The sequence below is a fragment of the Nocardioides sp. Root122 genome (genome assembly GCF_001425025.1).
Classification (GTDB): Bacteria; Actinomycetota; Actinomycetes; order Propionibacteriales; family Nocardioidaceae; genus Nocardioides.
In genome coordinates this window covers 137842-152918 of the sequence record NZ_LMDE01000003.1, presented here as the reverse complement: position 1 = coordinate 152918, position 15077 = coordinate 137842, and the positions used below count along the sequence as shown (strand labels likewise).

The following is a 15077-nucleotide window of genomic DNA, read 5'->3' as shown; positions in this document are numbered from 1 at the left end:
CGTCGAGGCGGGGCGGACGGGGTCGCCCGGCTAGGCTGGAGCGTCGTACCACCCCCTGATCCGCCCTGATCCACCACCGATGCGAGGGATTGACCCACACCGTGTTCGCCACACTCTCCGACCGCCTTGCCGACACCTTCAAGAACCTGCGTGGCAAGGGCCGGCTCTCCGAGGCCGACATCGACGCCACCGCGCGCGAGATCCGCATCGCGCTGCTCGAGGCCGACGTCGCGCTGCCGGTCGTCAAGGAGTTCGTCGGTGCCGTGAAGGAGCGCGCACGCGGCGAGGAGGTCAGCGGCGCCCTCAACCCGGCCCAGCAGATCATCAAGATCGTGCACGAGGAGCTCGTCACGATCCTCGGCGGCGAGACCCGCCGCCTTCGCTATGCGAAGAGCGGACCGACCGTCATCATGCTCGCCGGCCTGCAGGGCGCCGGCAAGACGACGCTGGCGGCCAAGCTCGCGCTGTGGCTCAAGGACCAGGACAAGACGCCCATGCTGGTCGCGGCGGACCTCCAGCGACCCAACGCGGTGCAGCAGCTGCAGGTCAACGGTGAGCGCGTCGGCGTGCCCGTCTTCGCCCCCGAGCCCGGCAACGGCACCGGCAACCCCGTCGACGTCGCGCGCGCCTCCATCGAGGAGGCGAAGCGCAAGCTGCACGACGTCGTCATCATCGACACCGCCGGTCGCCTCGGCGTCGACGAGACGCTGATGCAGCAGGCCGCCGACATCCGCGACGCCGTCCAGCCCGACGAGGTGCTCTTCGTCGTCGACGCGATGATCGGCCAGGACGCGGTGACGACCGCCCAGGCCTTCCTCGACGGTGTCGGCTACGACGGCGTCGTGCTCACCAAGCTCGACGGCGACGCCCGCGGTGGTGCGGCCCTCTCGATCCGCTCGATCACCGGCAAGCCGGTCATGTTCGCCTCCAGCGGCGAGAAGATGACCGACTTCGACCTGTTCCACCCCGACCGGATGGCTTCGCGCATCCTCGACATGGGCGACATGCTCACCCTCATCGAGCAGGCCGAGAAGGCCTTCGACTCCGAGCAGTCGATGAGGGCCGCCGAGAAGCTCGCCACCAAGGGCGGCTTCACGCTGGAGGACTTCCTCCAGCAGATGATGCAGATCCGCAAGCTGGGCTCGATGACCAAGATCATGGGCATGCTGCCCGGGATGGGTCAGTTCCGCGACCAGCTCGAGAACTTCGACGAGCGCGAGATCGACCGCATCCAGGCCATCATCCAGTCGATGACCCCCGCCGAGCGGGCCGACCCGAAGATCATCGACGGCTCGCGCCGCGCCCGGATCGCCAAGGGTTCGGGCCGCCAGGTCTCCGACGTCAACCAGCTCGTCGACCGCTTCTTCGAGGCGCGCAAGATGATGGAGCAGATGGCGCGCGGCGGCGGCATGCCCGGCATGCCCGGGATGCCCGGGATGCCCGGGATGGGCGGCGGCAAGCGCGCCGGTGCCCGCCAGCAGCCGCAGAAGGGCAAGAAGGGCAAGAAGCGCGTCTCCGGCAACCCCGCGAAGGCCGCGCAGCAGAAGGCCGCCGAGAAGGCCGCCGCGGCCGAGAAGGCCGGCAACCCCTTCGGCAACCCCGACGGCGCGGAGGTCGACTACGAGAAGGCCGCCGAGCAGCTCAACCTCCCCAAGGACTTCTCCCAGTTCCTGAAGTGAGACGAGCAGCCGGGATCGAGCGGAGCGAGATCCCGGCGTGGGCTCGGCCAGGTCGAGCGCGTCGAAACCCCTCGCGGAGGTATGGCTGTCGGTGGCCGTCGGGTGGTTGGGTGGTCAGCCACGCCACATCAAGGGGAGAGAATGACCGAGCCGTTCGACCACCTGCTCGAGAAGTACGCCCGTCTCGTCGTACGTGTGGGGGTGAACGTCCAGCCGGGGCAGGAGGTCGTGGTCAACGCACTGCCCGAGCAGGCCGACGCGGCCCGGGCCATCGCCGACGAGGCCTACCGGGTGGGCGCGTCGCGGGTGCGCATCGACTACGGCGACCCGCACGTCAAGCGTGCCGCGGTCGAGCTCGGCCCCGAGGACCAGCTCGGCGTCTCGCAGGAGCACGAGCTCGCCCAGGTACGGGCGTGGCACGACAGCAAGCCGGCGCTGATCAGCCTCACCGGCAACCCGCACCCGACCCTCATGGAGGGTCTGGACCCGGCGCGCCTGGCGAAGTCGACGCCGATCGACCTCATCCAGCAGGTCATGCCGCTGATCCTGTCCAACAAGGTCGCCTGGACCGTCATCGGCGCCCCGACGAAGGGCTGGGCGGACAGCGTCGGCGTCGCCGACCTCGCTCAGCTCTGGGACGCCGTTGCCGTGGCCATGCGCCTCGACCAGGCCGACCCGGTCGCCGCGTGGCAGGCCCACGTCGCGAAGCTGCGCACGCGGGCCGCGATCCTCAACGGCCACCGCTTCGACCGGATCCGCTACCGCGGTCCGGGCACGGACCTCACGCTCGGCATGGCCCCCGGCTCGACGTGGGTCGGCGGGGCGCTGGAGAACGAGGACGGCGTCGAGTTCGTGCCCAACATGCCGACCGAGGAGGTCTTCATCTCCCCGGACTGGCGCCGCGCGGAGGGGCACGTCCGGACGTCCGCACCGTTCTTCCTGGCGTCGATGGGGACGCTCGTGGAGGACCTCGCCCTCGAGATCAACGACGGCACCATCACCGGCGCCACGGCCGCCCACGGCGAGGACGAGGTCCGCGCACAGTTCGACCTGATCCCGCGCTCGAAGCACTTCGGCGAGGTGGCCATCGTCGACTCCGACTCGGCGGTCGCGGCCACCGGGCTCGTCTACAAGGACATGCTCTTCGACGAGAACGTCGGGTCCCACGTGGCGTGGGGCATGGGCTACACGACCGCCATGGACGGGACCCTCCCGCTCTCACCGGACCAGCGGGTCGACCAGGGCCTCAACCAGTCCGACACCCACGTCGACATCGTGATCGGCAGCCCGGAGGTGCAGGTCGACGGCATCCACGCCGACGGCACGGTCGTGCCGGTCACCCGCGGCGACGAGTTCGTGCTGCGCGACTGACACACTCACGGGGTGGGCTCTGTTCTCGTCGTCGACGGCGCCAACGTCGTCGGCTCGGTGCCCGACGGCTGGTGGAAGGACCGCGCGGGTGCGGCCCGCCGGCTCCACGAGCGGCTCCTCGTCGCCGACACGCCGTACGACGAGATCGTGCTGGTGCTCGAGGGCCAGGCCAAGTCGGGCGTCCGGGCAGGCCGCGACGGCCACGTGACGACCGTCCACGCCTCCCGCGACGGCGACAGCGAGATCCGCGCGCAGGCCCGTCGCGCCGCCGACGCCGGTGGCACCGTCCTCGTCGTGACCGCCGACCGGATGCTGGCCGCCAACGTCGCACCGGCGCAGGTGCTCAGCCCCTCCTGGCTGCTCGACCGCCTGTAACGTCGCCGCCATGCCCCACCAGAGTGCCCAGCGCTTCCGCGGCCCGGTTCTTCCCGACGGGGAGCCCCGCGACCTCTACGTCGTCGAGGGCCGGATCACCTTCGAGCCGCAGGCAGGTGCCGACACGGTCGCCGAGGGTTGGATCGTCCCCGGTCTCGTCGACGCGCACTGCCACCTCGGTCTCGACGACTTCGGGGCGACCGACGACGAGGCCACCGAGCAGCAGGCGATCGACGACCGCGACGGGGGCGCCCTGCTGATCCGTGACGCCGGGTCGGCCGCTGACACGCGATGGATCCACGACCGCGACGACCTGCCGCGGCTGATCCGCTGCGGGCGGCACATCGCCGCGACGAAGCGCTACATCCGCAACTACGCCCACGAGGTCGAGCCGTCCGAGCTCGCCGCCGTGGCCGCGCAGGAGGCGCGCAACGGCGACGGCTGGATCAAGCTGGTCGGCGACTGGATCTCGCGCGACGAGGGCGACCTGGCCCCATCGTTCCCGGCCGAGGCGTTCGCGGCCGCGATCGACGCAGCGCACGCCCACGGCGCGAAGGTGACGGCGCACTGCTTCGGCCACGGCGTGCTGCCGGGCCTGATCGACGCCGGCATCGACTGCATCGAGCACGGCACCGGCCTGACGGAGGACCTCATCGACGCGATGGTCGCCCACGGCACGCGGCTGGTGCCCACCGTCATGCAGCTCGACAAGTTCCCGGAGCACGCGGCTGCGGGGCAGGAGCGGTTCCCCGCCTACGCCGCGACGATGACCGACCTCTACGACCGCATGCCCGCCACGATCATGGCTGCCCACGAGGCCGGCGTGCCGATCTACGCCGGCTCCGACGGCGGCGGCATCAGCCGCCACGGCAACATCGCCGGGGAGATCGAGGCACTGGTGCGGATCGGGATGCCCGCGCACGACGCGCTCGGCGCTGCCAGCTGGCGCGCCCGCGAGTGGCTCGGCGTCGACGGCCTCACCGAGGGCGCGTCGGCCGACTTCGTGGTCTACGACCGCAACCCGGTCGAGGACCTCTCGGTCCTCCGCACGCCGTCCGCGGTCGTGCTGCGCGGGGCGCTGGTCAGCCCAGGTCGATGACCTGCACGTCCGGGCCGGGCTCGTAGACCACCAGGGCGCAGTTGCTCTTCACCAGCTCCTCGCCGACCTGGTCGCCGGTGCGCCGGTCGAGGACCCGTCGCCACACCTCGTTGCGCCGGAACACCTGGCCGCCGCGGCGCAGGAACTGCTCCCCGCGCGCCTCGACCCGGTAGGAGTGCGGAGGCCGCTCGTCGGCTCGCAGCTGGCCGTGCAGGTAGCGCTCGCCGACCCACGTCCGGAGCTGGAAGGTGTACGCCGTGTCGTTGCGCACGACGAGGTCGACGTAGTTGTAGACGATCGAGCAGCCCACGCCCCACGGCAGCACCCGCCCGCGGTCGGGGAACGGGTCGAAGGAGTGCTCTGAGCGCTCCACGACGGTCAGCGGCGAGTGCAGCACCATCCAGTGCACGAGGTTGGCGAGCTGGCAGATCCCGCCTCCGACGCCTGCCTCGGCCGTGCCGTTCGACAGCCTCATCCCCTCGACGTACCCCTTGCGGCGGGTGCAGTTGCCCACGACCCGGTTGAACGACACGCTCTCACCGGGCCGGATGACCAGGCCGTCCATCCGCTCGGTCGCGAGCCGCAGGTTGGTCACCTTGTTGTGCTGCAGGTGCATCTGGTCGGGGTCGAGCTCGCGCAGCAGCAGCGATCCGTGCTGCTTGAGCCGCACGGGCAGGTCGACGGCGTCGCGCGAGCGCGCCCACACGACCCGGCCCGACCACGCGTCCCGGACCCAGCGCGTACGACGCCGGGCGCGGTGCACGGCCATCGCCGCGGGCAGCAGCCAGGGGTGGCGCTGCGTCAGGCGCGGGGGAGCGGTCAGCCGCGCGGGGAGGTCGAGCGGCTCCGGCGGCTGCAGCCCGGCGTGCGCGGTGGTCATGCCAGGTAGACGCGGCGGCGGGCGAGGAGGTTGCCGGGGAACCGGTGTGTGGCCGCCGCGCTCGCTCGGGGAGGATCGACCCATGACGACCGCAGTCGACCTCTACCCGCCCTTCGGCCTGCGCGTGGCCGCCGGCCCGCTGGAGCTGCGCGGGCTCACCGACGAGCTCATCGTCGAGCTGTGCGTGCTCGCCGAGGGAGGGATCCACGACCCGGACGAGATGCCGTTCTACTTCCCGTGGACCGCCGCGCCCGCGGGGCAGCTCGGGCGCAACACCGCGGCGTACCACTGGGGCAAGCGCTCGACGTTCTCGCCCGACGACTTCTGTCTGGACCTCGCGGTGCTGCTCGACGGTCGCGTGATCGGCTGCCAGGGCGTCGCCGCCAAGCACTTCCCGGTCACCCGGACCGGTGAGACCGGGTCATGGCTGGGACGCGAGTTCCAGGGGCGCGGGCTCGGCACGGAGATGCGTCGCGCGATGTGCGCGCTGCTCTTCGACCACCTGGGCTTCGAGGAGATCACCTCCGCGGCGTTCCTCGACAACCCAGCCTCCCTCGCGGTGTCGCGGAAGGTCGGCTACCAGCCGACGGTCGTCAGCCGGATCAAGCGGCGCGAGGGCGAGCTGGCGCTCAACCAGGGGCTCGTCCTCACGCCGGACACGTTCGTGCGCGGCGACGTGCCGGTCGAGGTGAGCGGCGCGGAGGCGGTCCGGGCCTTCATCGGTCTCGACGCGCCGGCCCGGCCCGCGGGCTGAGCGGGGCCGGATTGGTCGCGCGCGGCGTACGTCTGGCAGAATCTTTCCTCGTGTCCTGTGCGTCCGGGCCCTCTCACCCGGGCGACGCAGCGCCCATCGAACGACCTGACCCGGTGCCCCCACCTGGAGAGGGTCGCTCACCCACGACAATTTCTGAGGAGACACCACAAACGTGGCCGTCAAGATTCGTTTGAAGCGCCTGGGCAAGATCCGGGTGCCGCAGTACCGCATCGTCGTCGTCGACTCCCGCAAGAAGCGCGACGGCCGGGTCCTCGAGGAGATCGGCAAGTACCACCCCAAGGAGGAGCCGTCGCTCATCGACGTCGTCTCCGACCGGGCGCAGTACTGGCTCGGCGTGGGCGCCCAGCCCTCCGAGGCCGTCGAGGCCCTGCTCAAGGTGACCGGTGACTGGCAGAAGTTCAAGGGTCTGCCCGGCACCGAGGGCACCCTGAAGGTCAAGGAGCCCAAGCGCGCCAAGATCGACATCTTCAACGAGGCCCTCAAGGAGGCCGCCTCCGAGCCCAAGGGCTCCGCGGTGACCACCAAGAAGAAGGCCGAGAAGGCGGAGAAGGTCGAGGAGCCGGCTGCTGCCGAGGCTCCCGCCGAGGTCCCCGCGTCGGAGACCCCCGAGGGTGCCGCTGACGCCAACGCCGACCTGGAGAACGTGTCGGCCGAGGACGCCGGCAAGAACACCTCCGGCGTCGACGCGGACAAGCAGGCCTGATCGTGCTGGCCGAGGCGCTCGAGCACCTGGTGCGTGGCATCGTCGACCACCCCGACGACGTCACCGTCCGCGACAAGCAGCTGCGTCGTGGCGCGGTCCTCGAGGTCCGGGTCCACCCCGACGACCTCGGCAAGGTGATCGGCCGCAACGGCCGCACCGCGACGGCCTTCCGCACCGTCGTCTCGGCCCTCGCCGGCCGCGGCGGTGCACGCGTCGACTTCGTCGACACGGACCGGCGTCGCTGACCGACCGCACAGCCAGCACGACGGGCGCCACCCCTTCCGGGGGTGGCGCCCGTCGCCGCATTTCCGGGCCACTGGGAGCTGAGTCGCTGGGAGACTCATCGGCCAGTCCCGGGCGTGTCGGGAGCTGAGTCGCTGGGAGACTCAACGCCGAGCCCCTCTAGTCTTGGCCGCGTGAGCACAGAGGAACCGGGCGACATCGAGGTCGTGGTCGGGCGCATCGGCAAGCCCCACGGCATCCGCGGCGAGGTCACCCTCGACGTACGCACCGACGAGCCCGAGCGGCGCTTCGCCCCCGGCAGCGTGCTGCGCGCCGAGGCACCCGCGGGGGCGGACCGGCGCCCGGCCGCGCTCACCGTCGCTCGTGCCCGGTGGCACCAGAGCACGCTGCTCGTGACGTTCGAGGAGCTGGCCGACCGCAACGCCGCCGAGGCTGCCCGCGGGACGGTCCTGCACGCGACCCTTGCCCACGACGAGGTCCCCGAGGACCCGGACGAGTACTACGACCACCAGCTGGAGGGTCTCGACGTCGTCGACCTCGACGGCGTCCACCTCGGCACCGTCGCGGGACTCGTGCACGGCTCCGCGCAGGACCTGCTGACCGTGCGGACCACCGACGGTCGCGACGCGCTCGTGCCCTTCGTCAGCGCCCTCGTGCCGGAGGTCGACCTGGCCGGCCGACGCGTGGTCGTGGCGGACCGCCCCGGCCTGGTCTCACCGTTCCCCGACGATCAGCCCCAGGACAAGGGCGTGGACGCGGGATGAGGATCGACGTCGTCACGATCTTCCCCGACTACCTCGCACCGCTGACGCTGAGCCTGCCCGGCAAGGCTCGCGACAAGGGGCTGCTCGACGTGCACGTCCACGACCTGCGCGACTGGACGAGCGACCGGCACCGCACCGTCGACGACACCCCCTACGGCGGCGGCGCCGGGATGGTGATGAAGCCCGAGCCGTGGGGCCGGGCGCTCGACGCCGTGGCGACCGGCGCCACCATCGTGTTCACCACGCCGAGCGGCGAGCCCTTCACGCAGCAGCTGGCCGAGGAGCTCAGCGGGCACGAGCACCTCGTCTTCGCCTGCGGCCGCTACGAAGGCATCGACCAACGCGTGACCGAGCATGCCGCGACGGTCGGCACGGTCCGCGAGATCAGCCTCGGCGACTACGTCCTCAACGGCGGCGAGGTGGCCGCGCTGGCGATCACCGAGGCCGTCGTCCGGCTGCTGCCCGGCTTCATGGGCAACGCCGAGTCGCTCGTCGAGGAGTCGCACGCCGACGGCCTGTTGGAGTACCCCGTCTACACCAAGCCCGCCACCTGGGAGGGCCGCGAGGTGCCCGAGGTGCTGCTCTCCGGCGACCACGCCCGGATCGCCGCATGGCGGCGCGAGCAGGCGCAGCGCCGCACCGCGGAGCGCCGGCCCGACCTGCTGCCCGCCACGGGAGCGGTGGGCGCGCTCGCCGACCTCGACGTACGCCCTGCCGTCCCGGCCGACGCCGGCGAGCTCTACACCCTCCAGCGCGCCTGCTGGCTCCAGGAGCTGGAGGCCAACCCCGGCGTGGAGATCCCGGCGCTGCGCGAGTCGCTCGACGACGTACGCCGTGGCCTGGGGGAGTGGACCGTCATGGTGGCACGCGAGCCGTCCTCGGGACGCCTGGTGGGGGCCGTACGAGGTCGCCTCGACCGGCACGGGGAGTGGGACATCGGCCGCATCATGGTCGCCCCGGACCTCCAGGGCAGAGGCCTGGGGCGCGCGCTGCTCGAGCTCGTCGAGGGCCTGGCGCCCGCTGAGGTCGAGACCTTCGTGCTGTTCACCGGCGCCGGGTCGAGCGACAACATCCGGATGTACAAGAAGGCCGGCTTCCGGCTCCGGCCGGACCGGACTGCGCCGCCGGGTGCCGTGGTGCTGACCAAGCGCCCGGGCAAGCGGGCCGGGCAGCGGATTTCACGCTGACGTCACGCTCTGGCAGACTGCTCCACTGGTCACTCGAGGCCAGGGTCGCCCGGACGCATCCACCCGATGCACCACCCCGGGGTCCCGCCGGTCCGCACCTGCCACAGGGGGCGCCCCGGCTCGGCCAGCTCGAGCACGACCGACACCATCAGCACCTTCTGATACCGCGGCTGACCTGTGGCACTCGCGAGGAGCATGATATGAGCAACGTGATCGCCGATCTCGGCAGCACCTTCAAGCGCGACGACGTCCCGGCCTTCCGCGCCGGCGACACCATCAAGGTCCACGTCAAGGTCATCGAGGGCAGCCGCTCGCGTGTCCAGGTCTTCCAGGGCGTCGTCATCCGCGTCCACGGCTCGGGCATCGGCCGCACCTTCACCGTCCGCAAGGTCTCCTTCGGCGTGGGCGTCGAGCGCACCTTCCCCCTGAACTCCCCGATCTTCGAGAAGATCGAGATCGTGACCCGCGGTGACGTGCGTCGCGCCAAGCTCTACTACCTGCGCAACCTGCGCGGCAAGGCCGCCAAGATCAAGGAGCGCCGCGAGGCGTGATCCCCCGAGCTGCGCGCCGCGAGGCGTGAGTTCGACCAGTCTCTGGTTAGTCTCTGCGCGTGACTTCTGACGACCGCGGTTCCACGTCCCTCTCGGCGGACGAGGAACCGCGGTCGTCGCGTTCCGGGGACGGTCGGCCGCACAAGTTCGGCAAGCCCCGGCGCAAGCAGCTGCCGCTGTGGCAGGAGACGATCCTGCTGCTCGGAGTGGCGCTCATCCTGGCCATCGTCATCAAGACGTTCTTCGTCCAGGCCTTCTACATCCCGTCCGAGTCGATGGAGCCGGGGCTGATCCTCAACGACCGGATCCTGGTCGAGAAGCCGTCCTACTGGGGCGACAACGGTCCCGAGCGCGGCGACGTCGTGGTGTTCAAGGACCCGGGCGGCTGGCTGCCGCCGACGGAGGCCGCAGGCCCGACCAGCCCCGTCGCCAAGGCGATGGCCAAGATCGGGCTCTACCCGACCGGCGGCCACCTCGTGAAGCGGGTCATCGGGGTCGCCGGCGACACCATCACGTGCTGCGACGACAAGGGGCGCCTGCAGGTCAACGGCCACCCCCTCGACGAGGGCGACTACGTCAAGCGCAGCGGCGCCACGTGCAACGGACCGATGCCCACCAAGTGCGCCTCCGAGTGGCAGGTCGGCCCCATCCCCGAGGGCCACGTCTTCGTCATGGGCGACAACCGTGCCCGCTCCGCGGACTCGTCCTTCCACATGTGCCAGTCCGACGAGACCGAGTGCGTGCCGGGCGACGAGTTCGTCCCGGTCGACCTGGTCGTCGGCAAGGTCTTCGTGCTGCTCTGGCCGGCCGACCGGTTCCGCTGGAACCACCGCCCGGACAGCTTCGAGGACGTGCCCGACCCGACCTCGTGAGGTCCGCGGTGAGCCAGCCCTCCCACCTGTCCGTCCCCGTCCCGGCGCCGTCGTCGGGATCCATGACCGTGCGGCGTGACGCCGGCATCTACGGCTACGAGCGCGCCCTGCGGCGAGCCGGCCTCGAGCCGATCGCCGGCGTCGACGAGGCCGGCCGCGGCGCCTGCGCCGGCCCGCTCGTCGCCGGCGCCGTCGTGCTGCCGCCGGGCAAGGCCGGGATCGTGCCCGGCCTCGCCGACTCCAAGCTGCTGACCGAGGCCGCCCGCGAGCGGGTCTACGCCCAGCTCGTGCGCCGGGCGCTGGCGTGGTCGGTCGTGGTCATCGACTCCGAGGAGTGCGACCGCCTGGGCATGCACGTGGCCAACGTCGAGGCGCTGCGCCGGGCGGTGGCCCGCCTGGGGACCCGGCCCTCCTACGTCCTCACCGACGGCTTCCCGGTCGACGGTCTGGGCGTGCCTGGGCTGGCGGTGTGGAAGGGCGACCGGGTCGCCGCGTGCATCGCCGCTGCCTCGGTGATCGCCAAGGTCACCCGCGACCGGCTGATGGTCGACCTCGACGGGGAGTGGCCGTCGTACGACTTCAAGACGCACAAGGGCTACTGCACGTCCGAGCACGACGCCGCGCTCATGGAGCACGGGCCGTCGCCGGTGCACCGGATGCGCTTCGTCAACGTCCGGCGCGCCGCCGGACTCGAGCCGATCCCCGGACCCGACGTGGATCCGGCGACTAGTGTCGGTCCGGACGGGCTGGGGCGGTGGCGGACCGCCGCGCCGGAGCCCGGGCCCGTCCCGACGGAGGAGGATCGATGAGCGCCGAGGATCTCGAGAAGTACGAGACCGAGATGGAGCTCACCCTCTATCGCGAGTACCGCGACGTGGTGGGCATCTTCAAGTACGTCGTGGAGACCGACCGTCGCTTCTACCTCTGCAACCAGGTCGACGTGAAGGCCCGCTCGGAGAGCGGCGACGTGTTCTTCGAGGTCTCGATGAGCGACGCGTGGGTCTGGGACATGTACCGCCCCGCCCGCTTCGCGAAGAACGTCAAGGTGCTGACCTTCAAGGACGTCAACGTCGAGGAGCTCGCACCCCAGGAGATCGACCCGCCCAAGGACTGACCTCCTCCGGGGCCACCAACCGTCCACAGCCCCACCCGCAGGCGCCTCCTCCACAGGTGTCCGGCCGCACCCGCCGGCACCGTCGGTACGTCGCGGTGTGCTGGTTCCTCCGAACTGGCCCACCCCGGAAGGCACCCCGATGGCCCGACCTGCTGCCGCCTCACCCTTCGCGCCCGATCCTCTTGCCGAGCACAACAGGCTCCTCGGCGAGCGCGGCGAGACCATCGCGGCGCGTCACCTCGCCGGGCTGGGCATGGTCCTGCTCGACCGCAACTGGCGGTGCGACGCGGGCGAGATCGACCTGGTGCTGCTCGACGGCACCGTCCTGGTGATCTGCGAGGTGAAGACGCGCACCTCGACCGACTACGGCGACCCCCTCGAGGCGATCGACCAGCGCAAGGCCGACCGCCTCAGGCGGCTGGGGGCGCGGTGGCTGCGCGTCCACGACTGCCACCCAGACGACGTCCGGATCGACATGGTGGGTGTCCTGGTGCCGCCCGGACGTCCGGTCGAGGTCGAGCACGTCGAGGGGATCGGCTGATGGCCTTCGCAACGGCCCGTTCGCTCGCCCTGAAGGGGGCCGACGGACATGTGATCGACGTGCAGGTCGACGTCTCCCCGGGCCTGGTCAACACCACGATCGTGGGTCGCGTCGACAAGAGCCTGTCCGAGGCGCGCGACCGGGTGCGGATGGCGATCAACAACGACTGCGGACGCTGGCCGGCCACCAAGAGGGTCACGATCCTGCTCGCACCCGCGGACCTCCCCAAGAGCGGCACCCACTACGACCTCGCCATCGCGATCGCAGTGATGGCAGCCGACAAGAAGCACGAGGAGCTGAGCCCCGAGCAGCTCGACGGCTGGGCGTTCATCGGGGAGCTCTCCGTCTCGGGCGCGCTGCGGCCCGTGCCGGGGGTGCTGCCCATGGTGATCGCGGCCGCCTCCCACGGCATCACCCGGGTCTTCGTGCCGGAGCCGCAGGCGGCCGAGGCGGCGCTGGTGCCCGGGATGACCGTGTTCGGGGTGCGTTCGCTCGCGCAGGTGTCGGCGGTGCTGCGCGACGCTGAGGTCCCCGAGGCGGATCCGGTGGTCGGCCCGTCGGCCAGTCCTCTCGCGACGTGGCGCGGCGACGACCGGCTGGCCGACCTCGACCTGCTCGACCTCGACGGCCTCGAGGACGTCCGCTACGCCGTCGAGGTCGCGGCGGCGGGTGGCCATCCGATGATGCTGATCGGCCCGCGCGGCACGGGGAAGACCTCGATCGCCGAGCGGATCCCCAGCATCCTTCCCGACCTCACCACCGAGCAGGCGTTGGAGGTGACGGCGCTCCACTCCGTCGCCGGCACCCTGCCGGAGGGGAGCGGCCTGCTGCGCCGCCCGCCCTGGTTCGCGCCGCACCACTCGGCGACGGCGGCCAGCGTGCTGGGCGGCGGCACCGGGCGGGTCCGGCCGGGCCAGGTGAGCCTGGCGCACCACGGGGTCCTGTTCCTCGACGAGTTCCCGCACTTCCGCGCCGACGTGATCGAGGCGATGCGCCAGCCGCTCGAGTCGGGAGAGGTGACGATCGCGCGGGGCGAGGAGGCGGCCACCTATCCGGCGCGGTCGCTGGTCGTGCTCGCGGCCAACCCGTGCCCGTGCGGCAACTTCCACGGCCTCTCCGGCGGGTCCTGCGACTGCACCGAGGTGCAGCGCACCCACTACCGCCGCAAGCTCACCGGGCCGATCCTCGACCGCGTCGACATCTGGATGGAGGTGCGTCCCCAGGGCCGGAGGGCAGGGTCGTGGGGCGCGGCCCCGGAGTCGTCGGCGGACGTGCGTGCCCGGGTCACCGAGGCGCGCCAGCGCCAGGCCCGCCGCTTCCGCGACCGTTCGTGGCAGCTCAACGCTTCGTGCCCCGGGCCCGCGCTGACCGAGCACTGGCCGCTCGAGCCCGAGGGGCAGCGCCTCATCGACCAGGAGCTGTCCGCGGGACGGCTCACCCGACGCGGCCTCACCCGCGTCCAGCGGCTCGCGTGGAGCGTCGCGGACTGCGCAGGCGTGGGCCGCCCGGGCGAGCGGGAGGCGGAGATCGCGCTGGCGCTGCGGTCGGACGATCCCGCACGGAGCCTTCCTGCGCGCGCCGTCCGGGTGGCGTCGTGAACCCCGCGCAGCTTCGTGCGGAGCCCACGGAGACGCCATCGTCGGTTCCTCGCCGCGCTGTTCCGGCGCCGGTCAAGCCGGTCCCCGAGGCCGACCGCCTGGCCCGGGTGACGCTGAGCTGCGGGGTGGAGCCCGGCGACGGCGCGACCTCCTCGCTCGTGCGGCAGATGGGTGCCGTGCGCGCCCTCGAGCAGTCCCTCACGTCGACGAGCGACACGGGAGTCGCCGAGCGACTGGCCGAGCGACTGGCCGGGGTCGACCCGCTTCGCCAGCTCGACCAGGCCGACAGGTGCGGCATCCGGTTCGTGGTCCCGGGCGACCCCGAGTGGCCACCAGGCCTCGACCAGCTCGACCACGTCCTCGCCGAGGAGAGCTTCGGCGGCACTCCGCCCGGCCTGTGGGTCAGGGGGCCGATGCCACTCACCGAGATCGCGACGTCGGTGGCCGTGGTCGGCTCGCGGGCCGCCTCGGTCTACGGCGTCGAGATGACGCGAGCCATCTGCGACCACCTGGCACTGGCGGGGGTGCCCGTGGTGTCCGGCGGCGCCCTGGGGATCGACTTCGAGGCCCACGACGCCACGCTGGTCTCCGGCGGCGCTACGGCGGCGATCCTGGCCTGCGGGGTCGACCGCGTCTATCCCGCCGCCAACAGGCGCCTCCTGCAGCACCTCGCCGCCGAGTTCGCCGTGGTCTCCGAGCAGCCGCCCGGGTCGGCTCCGACGCGTCCGCGGTTCCTGGCCCGCAACCGGCTCATCGCCGCCGTCACGACCGGCACCGTCGTCGTCGAGGCGGCGCTGCGCAGCGGGGCGCTCAACACGGCCGGCTGGGCCGAGCAGATGAACCGGCACGTGATGTGCGTGCCGGGGCCGGTCACCAGCTACACCTCCCAGGGCGTCAACAACTTCCTCCGTGAAGGGCGCGGCACCGTCGTCACCCGCGGGGCCGAGGTCTTGGAGCTCCTCGGCTCGGCGGGGGAGCACCTGGTCGACGCACCGCGCGGCGAGGAGCGCGCCCGCGACAGGCTCACTCCCATCGAGCGGCGGGTGGCGGAGTGGGTGCCGGTGAGCGAGCCCGCCGAGGTCGACTCGATCTCGCGGTTGTGCGGTCTCCACATCCGCACCACCGAGGGTGCCCTGCGCCGCCTCGAGTCCAAGGGCTTCGTCCGGCTCACCGACAGCGGCTGGCGGCTCGCGCCTGACGCATGAGGGCGCCCCGCACGCCTAGGCTCGAGACGTGAGCGAGGTGGAGGTGACCGGCGAGACGGACGGTCGCGCCGCTCGACAGGCCGGGGAGGGTGCAGCCGACGAGCCCGGACTGCCCGAGAC

The 15077-nt window shown here is 71.9% G+C and carries 17 protein-coding genes; 16 read left to right on the top strand and 1 reads right to left on the bottom strand.

The window, feature by feature from the left end; translation table 11 throughout:
• Positions 1-101 precede the first annotated feature (101 nt).
• The 4 genes from ffh (at position 102) to ASC64_RS05530 (ending at position 4524) form a co-directional block, all read left to right on the top strand.
• Positions 102-1679, top strand: a complete 1578-nt coding sequence (gene ffh / locus ASC64_RS05545) for a signal recognition particle protein (RefSeq protein WP_056906538.1) — start codon at positions 102-104, stop codon at positions 1677-1679.
• Between the two features lie 141 nt (positions 1680-1820).
• A complete protein-coding gene (locus ASC64_RS05540) occupies positions 1821-3050 on the top strand; it encodes an aminopeptidase (RefSeq protein ID WP_056906537.1) in 1230 nt (409 codons plus the stop codon).
• 12 nt (positions 3051-3062) lie between these two features.
• Positions 3063-3425 carry a hypothetical protein gene (locus tag ASC64_RS05535; RefSeq protein WP_056906536.1) on the top strand — a complete coding sequence of 121 codons (363 nt, stop codon included), beginning with the start codon at positions 3063-3065 and terminating at the stop codon, positions 3423-3425.
• Positions 3426-3435: 10 nt separating this feature from the next.
• Positions 3436-4524 carry an amidohydrolase family protein gene (locus tag ASC64_RS05530; protein WP_056906535.1) on the top strand — a complete coding sequence of 363 codons (1089 nt, stop codon included), beginning with the start codon at positions 3436-3438 and terminating at the stop codon, positions 4522-4524.
• On the opposite strand, the gene ASC64_RS05525 is transcribed toward ASC64_RS05530, so the two are convergent.
• Complete coding sequence (locus ASC64_RS05525; RefSeq protein WP_082550232.1) at positions 4508-5404, bottom strand: VanW family protein; 897 nt, start codon at positions 5402-5404, stop codon at positions 4508-4510. The two genes, ASC64_RS05530 and ASC64_RS05525, sit on opposite strands and share 17 nt — an antisense overlap.
• Positions 5405-5486: 82 nt before the next feature.
• Between ASC64_RS05525 and ASC64_RS05520 the strand changes: the two genes are divergently transcribed.
• From ASC64_RS05520 to dprA, 12 genes are all read left to right on the top strand, one after another.
• The gene (locus tag ASC64_RS05520) at positions 5487-6158 is read left to right on the top strand and encodes a GNAT family N-acetyltransferase (RefSeq protein WP_056906534.1); all 672 of its coding nucleotides are present in this window, start codon (positions 5487-5489) and stop codon (positions 6156-6158) included.
• A 172-nt stretch (positions 6159-6330) separates the two neighbouring features.
• Positions 6331-6882, top strand: coding sequence for a 30S ribosomal protein S16 (gene rpsP / locus ASC64_RS05515; RefSeq protein WP_082550231.1), 552 nt, complete (start codon positions 6331-6333; stop codon positions 6880-6882).
• A 2-nt stretch (positions 6883-6884) separates the two neighbouring features.
• Positions 6885-7127, top strand: a complete 243-nt coding sequence (locus ASC64_RS05510) for an RNA-binding protein (protein ID WP_056906533.1) — start codon at positions 6885-6887, stop codon at positions 7125-7127.
• 171 nt (positions 7128-7298) lie between these two features.
• A complete protein-coding gene (gene rimM / locus ASC64_RS05505) occupies positions 7299-7889 on the top strand; it encodes a ribosome maturation factor RimM (RefSeq protein ID WP_235563542.1) in 591 nt (196 codons plus the stop codon).
• Entirely contained in the window at positions 7886-9076 is a 1191-nt protein-coding gene (trmD, locus tag ASC64_RS05500) for a tRNA (guanosine(37)-N1)-methyltransferase TrmD (RefSeq protein WP_056906532.1), read from the top strand. The genes rimM and trmD overlap by 4 nt, the downstream gene beginning before the upstream one ends.
• A gap of 200 nt (positions 9077-9276) precedes the next feature.
• Positions 9277-9627: a 50S ribosomal protein L19 gene (gene rplS, locus ASC64_RS05495; protein ID WP_056906531.1), complete on the top strand. Its 351-nt coding sequence runs from the start codon at positions 9277-9279 to the stop codon at positions 9625-9627.
• Positions 9628-9686: 59 nt separating this feature from the next.
• The gene (gene lepB / locus ASC64_RS05490) at positions 9687-10499 is read left to right on the top strand and encodes a signal peptidase I (RefSeq protein ID WP_056906530.1); all 813 of its coding nucleotides are present in this window, start codon (positions 9687-9689) and stop codon (positions 10497-10499) included.
• Between the two features lie 62 nt (positions 10500-10561).
• Complete coding sequence (locus ASC64_RS05485; protein WP_056906581.1) at positions 10562-11308, top strand: ribonuclease HII; 747 nt, start codon at positions 10562-10564, stop codon at positions 11306-11308.
• Positions 11305-11613 carry a DUF2469 domain-containing protein gene (locus ASC64_RS05480; protein WP_056906529.1) on the top strand — a complete coding sequence of 103 codons (309 nt, stop codon included), beginning with the start codon at positions 11305-11307 and terminating at the stop codon, positions 11611-11613. The genes ASC64_RS05485 and ASC64_RS05480 overlap by 4 nt, the downstream gene beginning before the upstream one ends.
• A gap of 139 nt (positions 11614-11752) precedes the next feature.
• Positions 11753-12154 (top strand): YraN family protein, encoded by a 402-nt coding sequence (locus ASC64_RS05475; protein WP_082550230.1) that lies wholly within the window; start codon positions 11753-11755, stop codon positions 12152-12154.
• A complete protein-coding gene (locus tag ASC64_RS05470; protein ID WP_056906528.1) occupies positions 12154-13752 on the top strand; it encodes a YifB family Mg chelatase-like AAA ATPase in 1599 nt (532 codons plus the stop codon). Before ASC64_RS05475 ends, ASC64_RS05470 begins: the two co-directional genes overlap by 1 nt.
• A gap of 107 nt (positions 13753-13859) precedes the next feature.
• Complete coding sequence (gene dprA / locus ASC64_RS05465; RefSeq protein ID WP_156385035.1) at positions 13860-14957, top strand: DNA-processing protein DprA; 1098 nt, start codon at positions 13860-13862, stop codon at positions 14955-14957.
• Positions 14958-15077 lie beyond the last annotated feature (120 nt).

Excerpts from the sequence above, each read along its gene's own strand:
- ASC64_RS05540 (WP_056906537.1), top strand. The coding sequence starts at position 1,821 with ATGACCGAGCCGTTCGACCACCTGCTCGAGAAGTACGCCCGTCTCGTC.
- ASC64_RS05520 (WP_056906534.1), top strand. The coding sequence starts at position 5,487 with ATGACGACCGCAGTCGACCTCTACCCGCCCTTCGGCCTGCGCGTGGCC.
- ASC64_RS05485 (WP_056906581.1), top strand. The coding sequence starts at position 10,562 with ATGACCGTGCGGCGTGACGCCGGCATCTACGGCTACGAGCGCGCCCTG.
- ASC64_RS05470 (WP_056906528.1), top strand. The coding sequence starts at position 12,154 with ATGGCCTTCGCAACGGCCCGTTCGCTCGCCCTGAAGGGGGCCGACGGA.
- ASC64_RS05480 (WP_056906529.1), top strand. The coding sequence starts at position 11,305 with ATGAGCGCCGAGGATCTCGAGAAGTACGAGACCGAGATGGAGCTCACC.
- trmD (WP_056906532.1), top strand. The coding sequence starts at position 7,886 with ATGAGGATCGACGTCGTCACGATCTTCCCCGACTACCTCGCACCGCTG.
- ASC64_RS05475 (WP_082550230.1), top strand. The coding sequence starts at position 11,753 with ATGGCCCGACCTGCTGCCGCCTCACCCTTCGCGCCCGATCCTCTTGCC.
- ASC64_RS05525 (WP_082550232.1), bottom strand. The coding sequence starts at position 5,404 with ATGACCACCGCGCACGCCGGGCTGCAGCCGCCGGAGCCGCTCGACCTC.
- ASC64_RS05530 (WP_056906535.1), top strand. The coding sequence starts at position 3,436 with ATGCCCCACCAGAGTGCCCAGCGCTTCCGCGGCCCGGTTCTTCCCGAC.
- rplS (WP_056906531.1), top strand. The coding sequence starts at position 9,277 with ATGAGCAACGTGATCGCCGATCTCGGCAGCACCTTCAAGCGCGACGAC.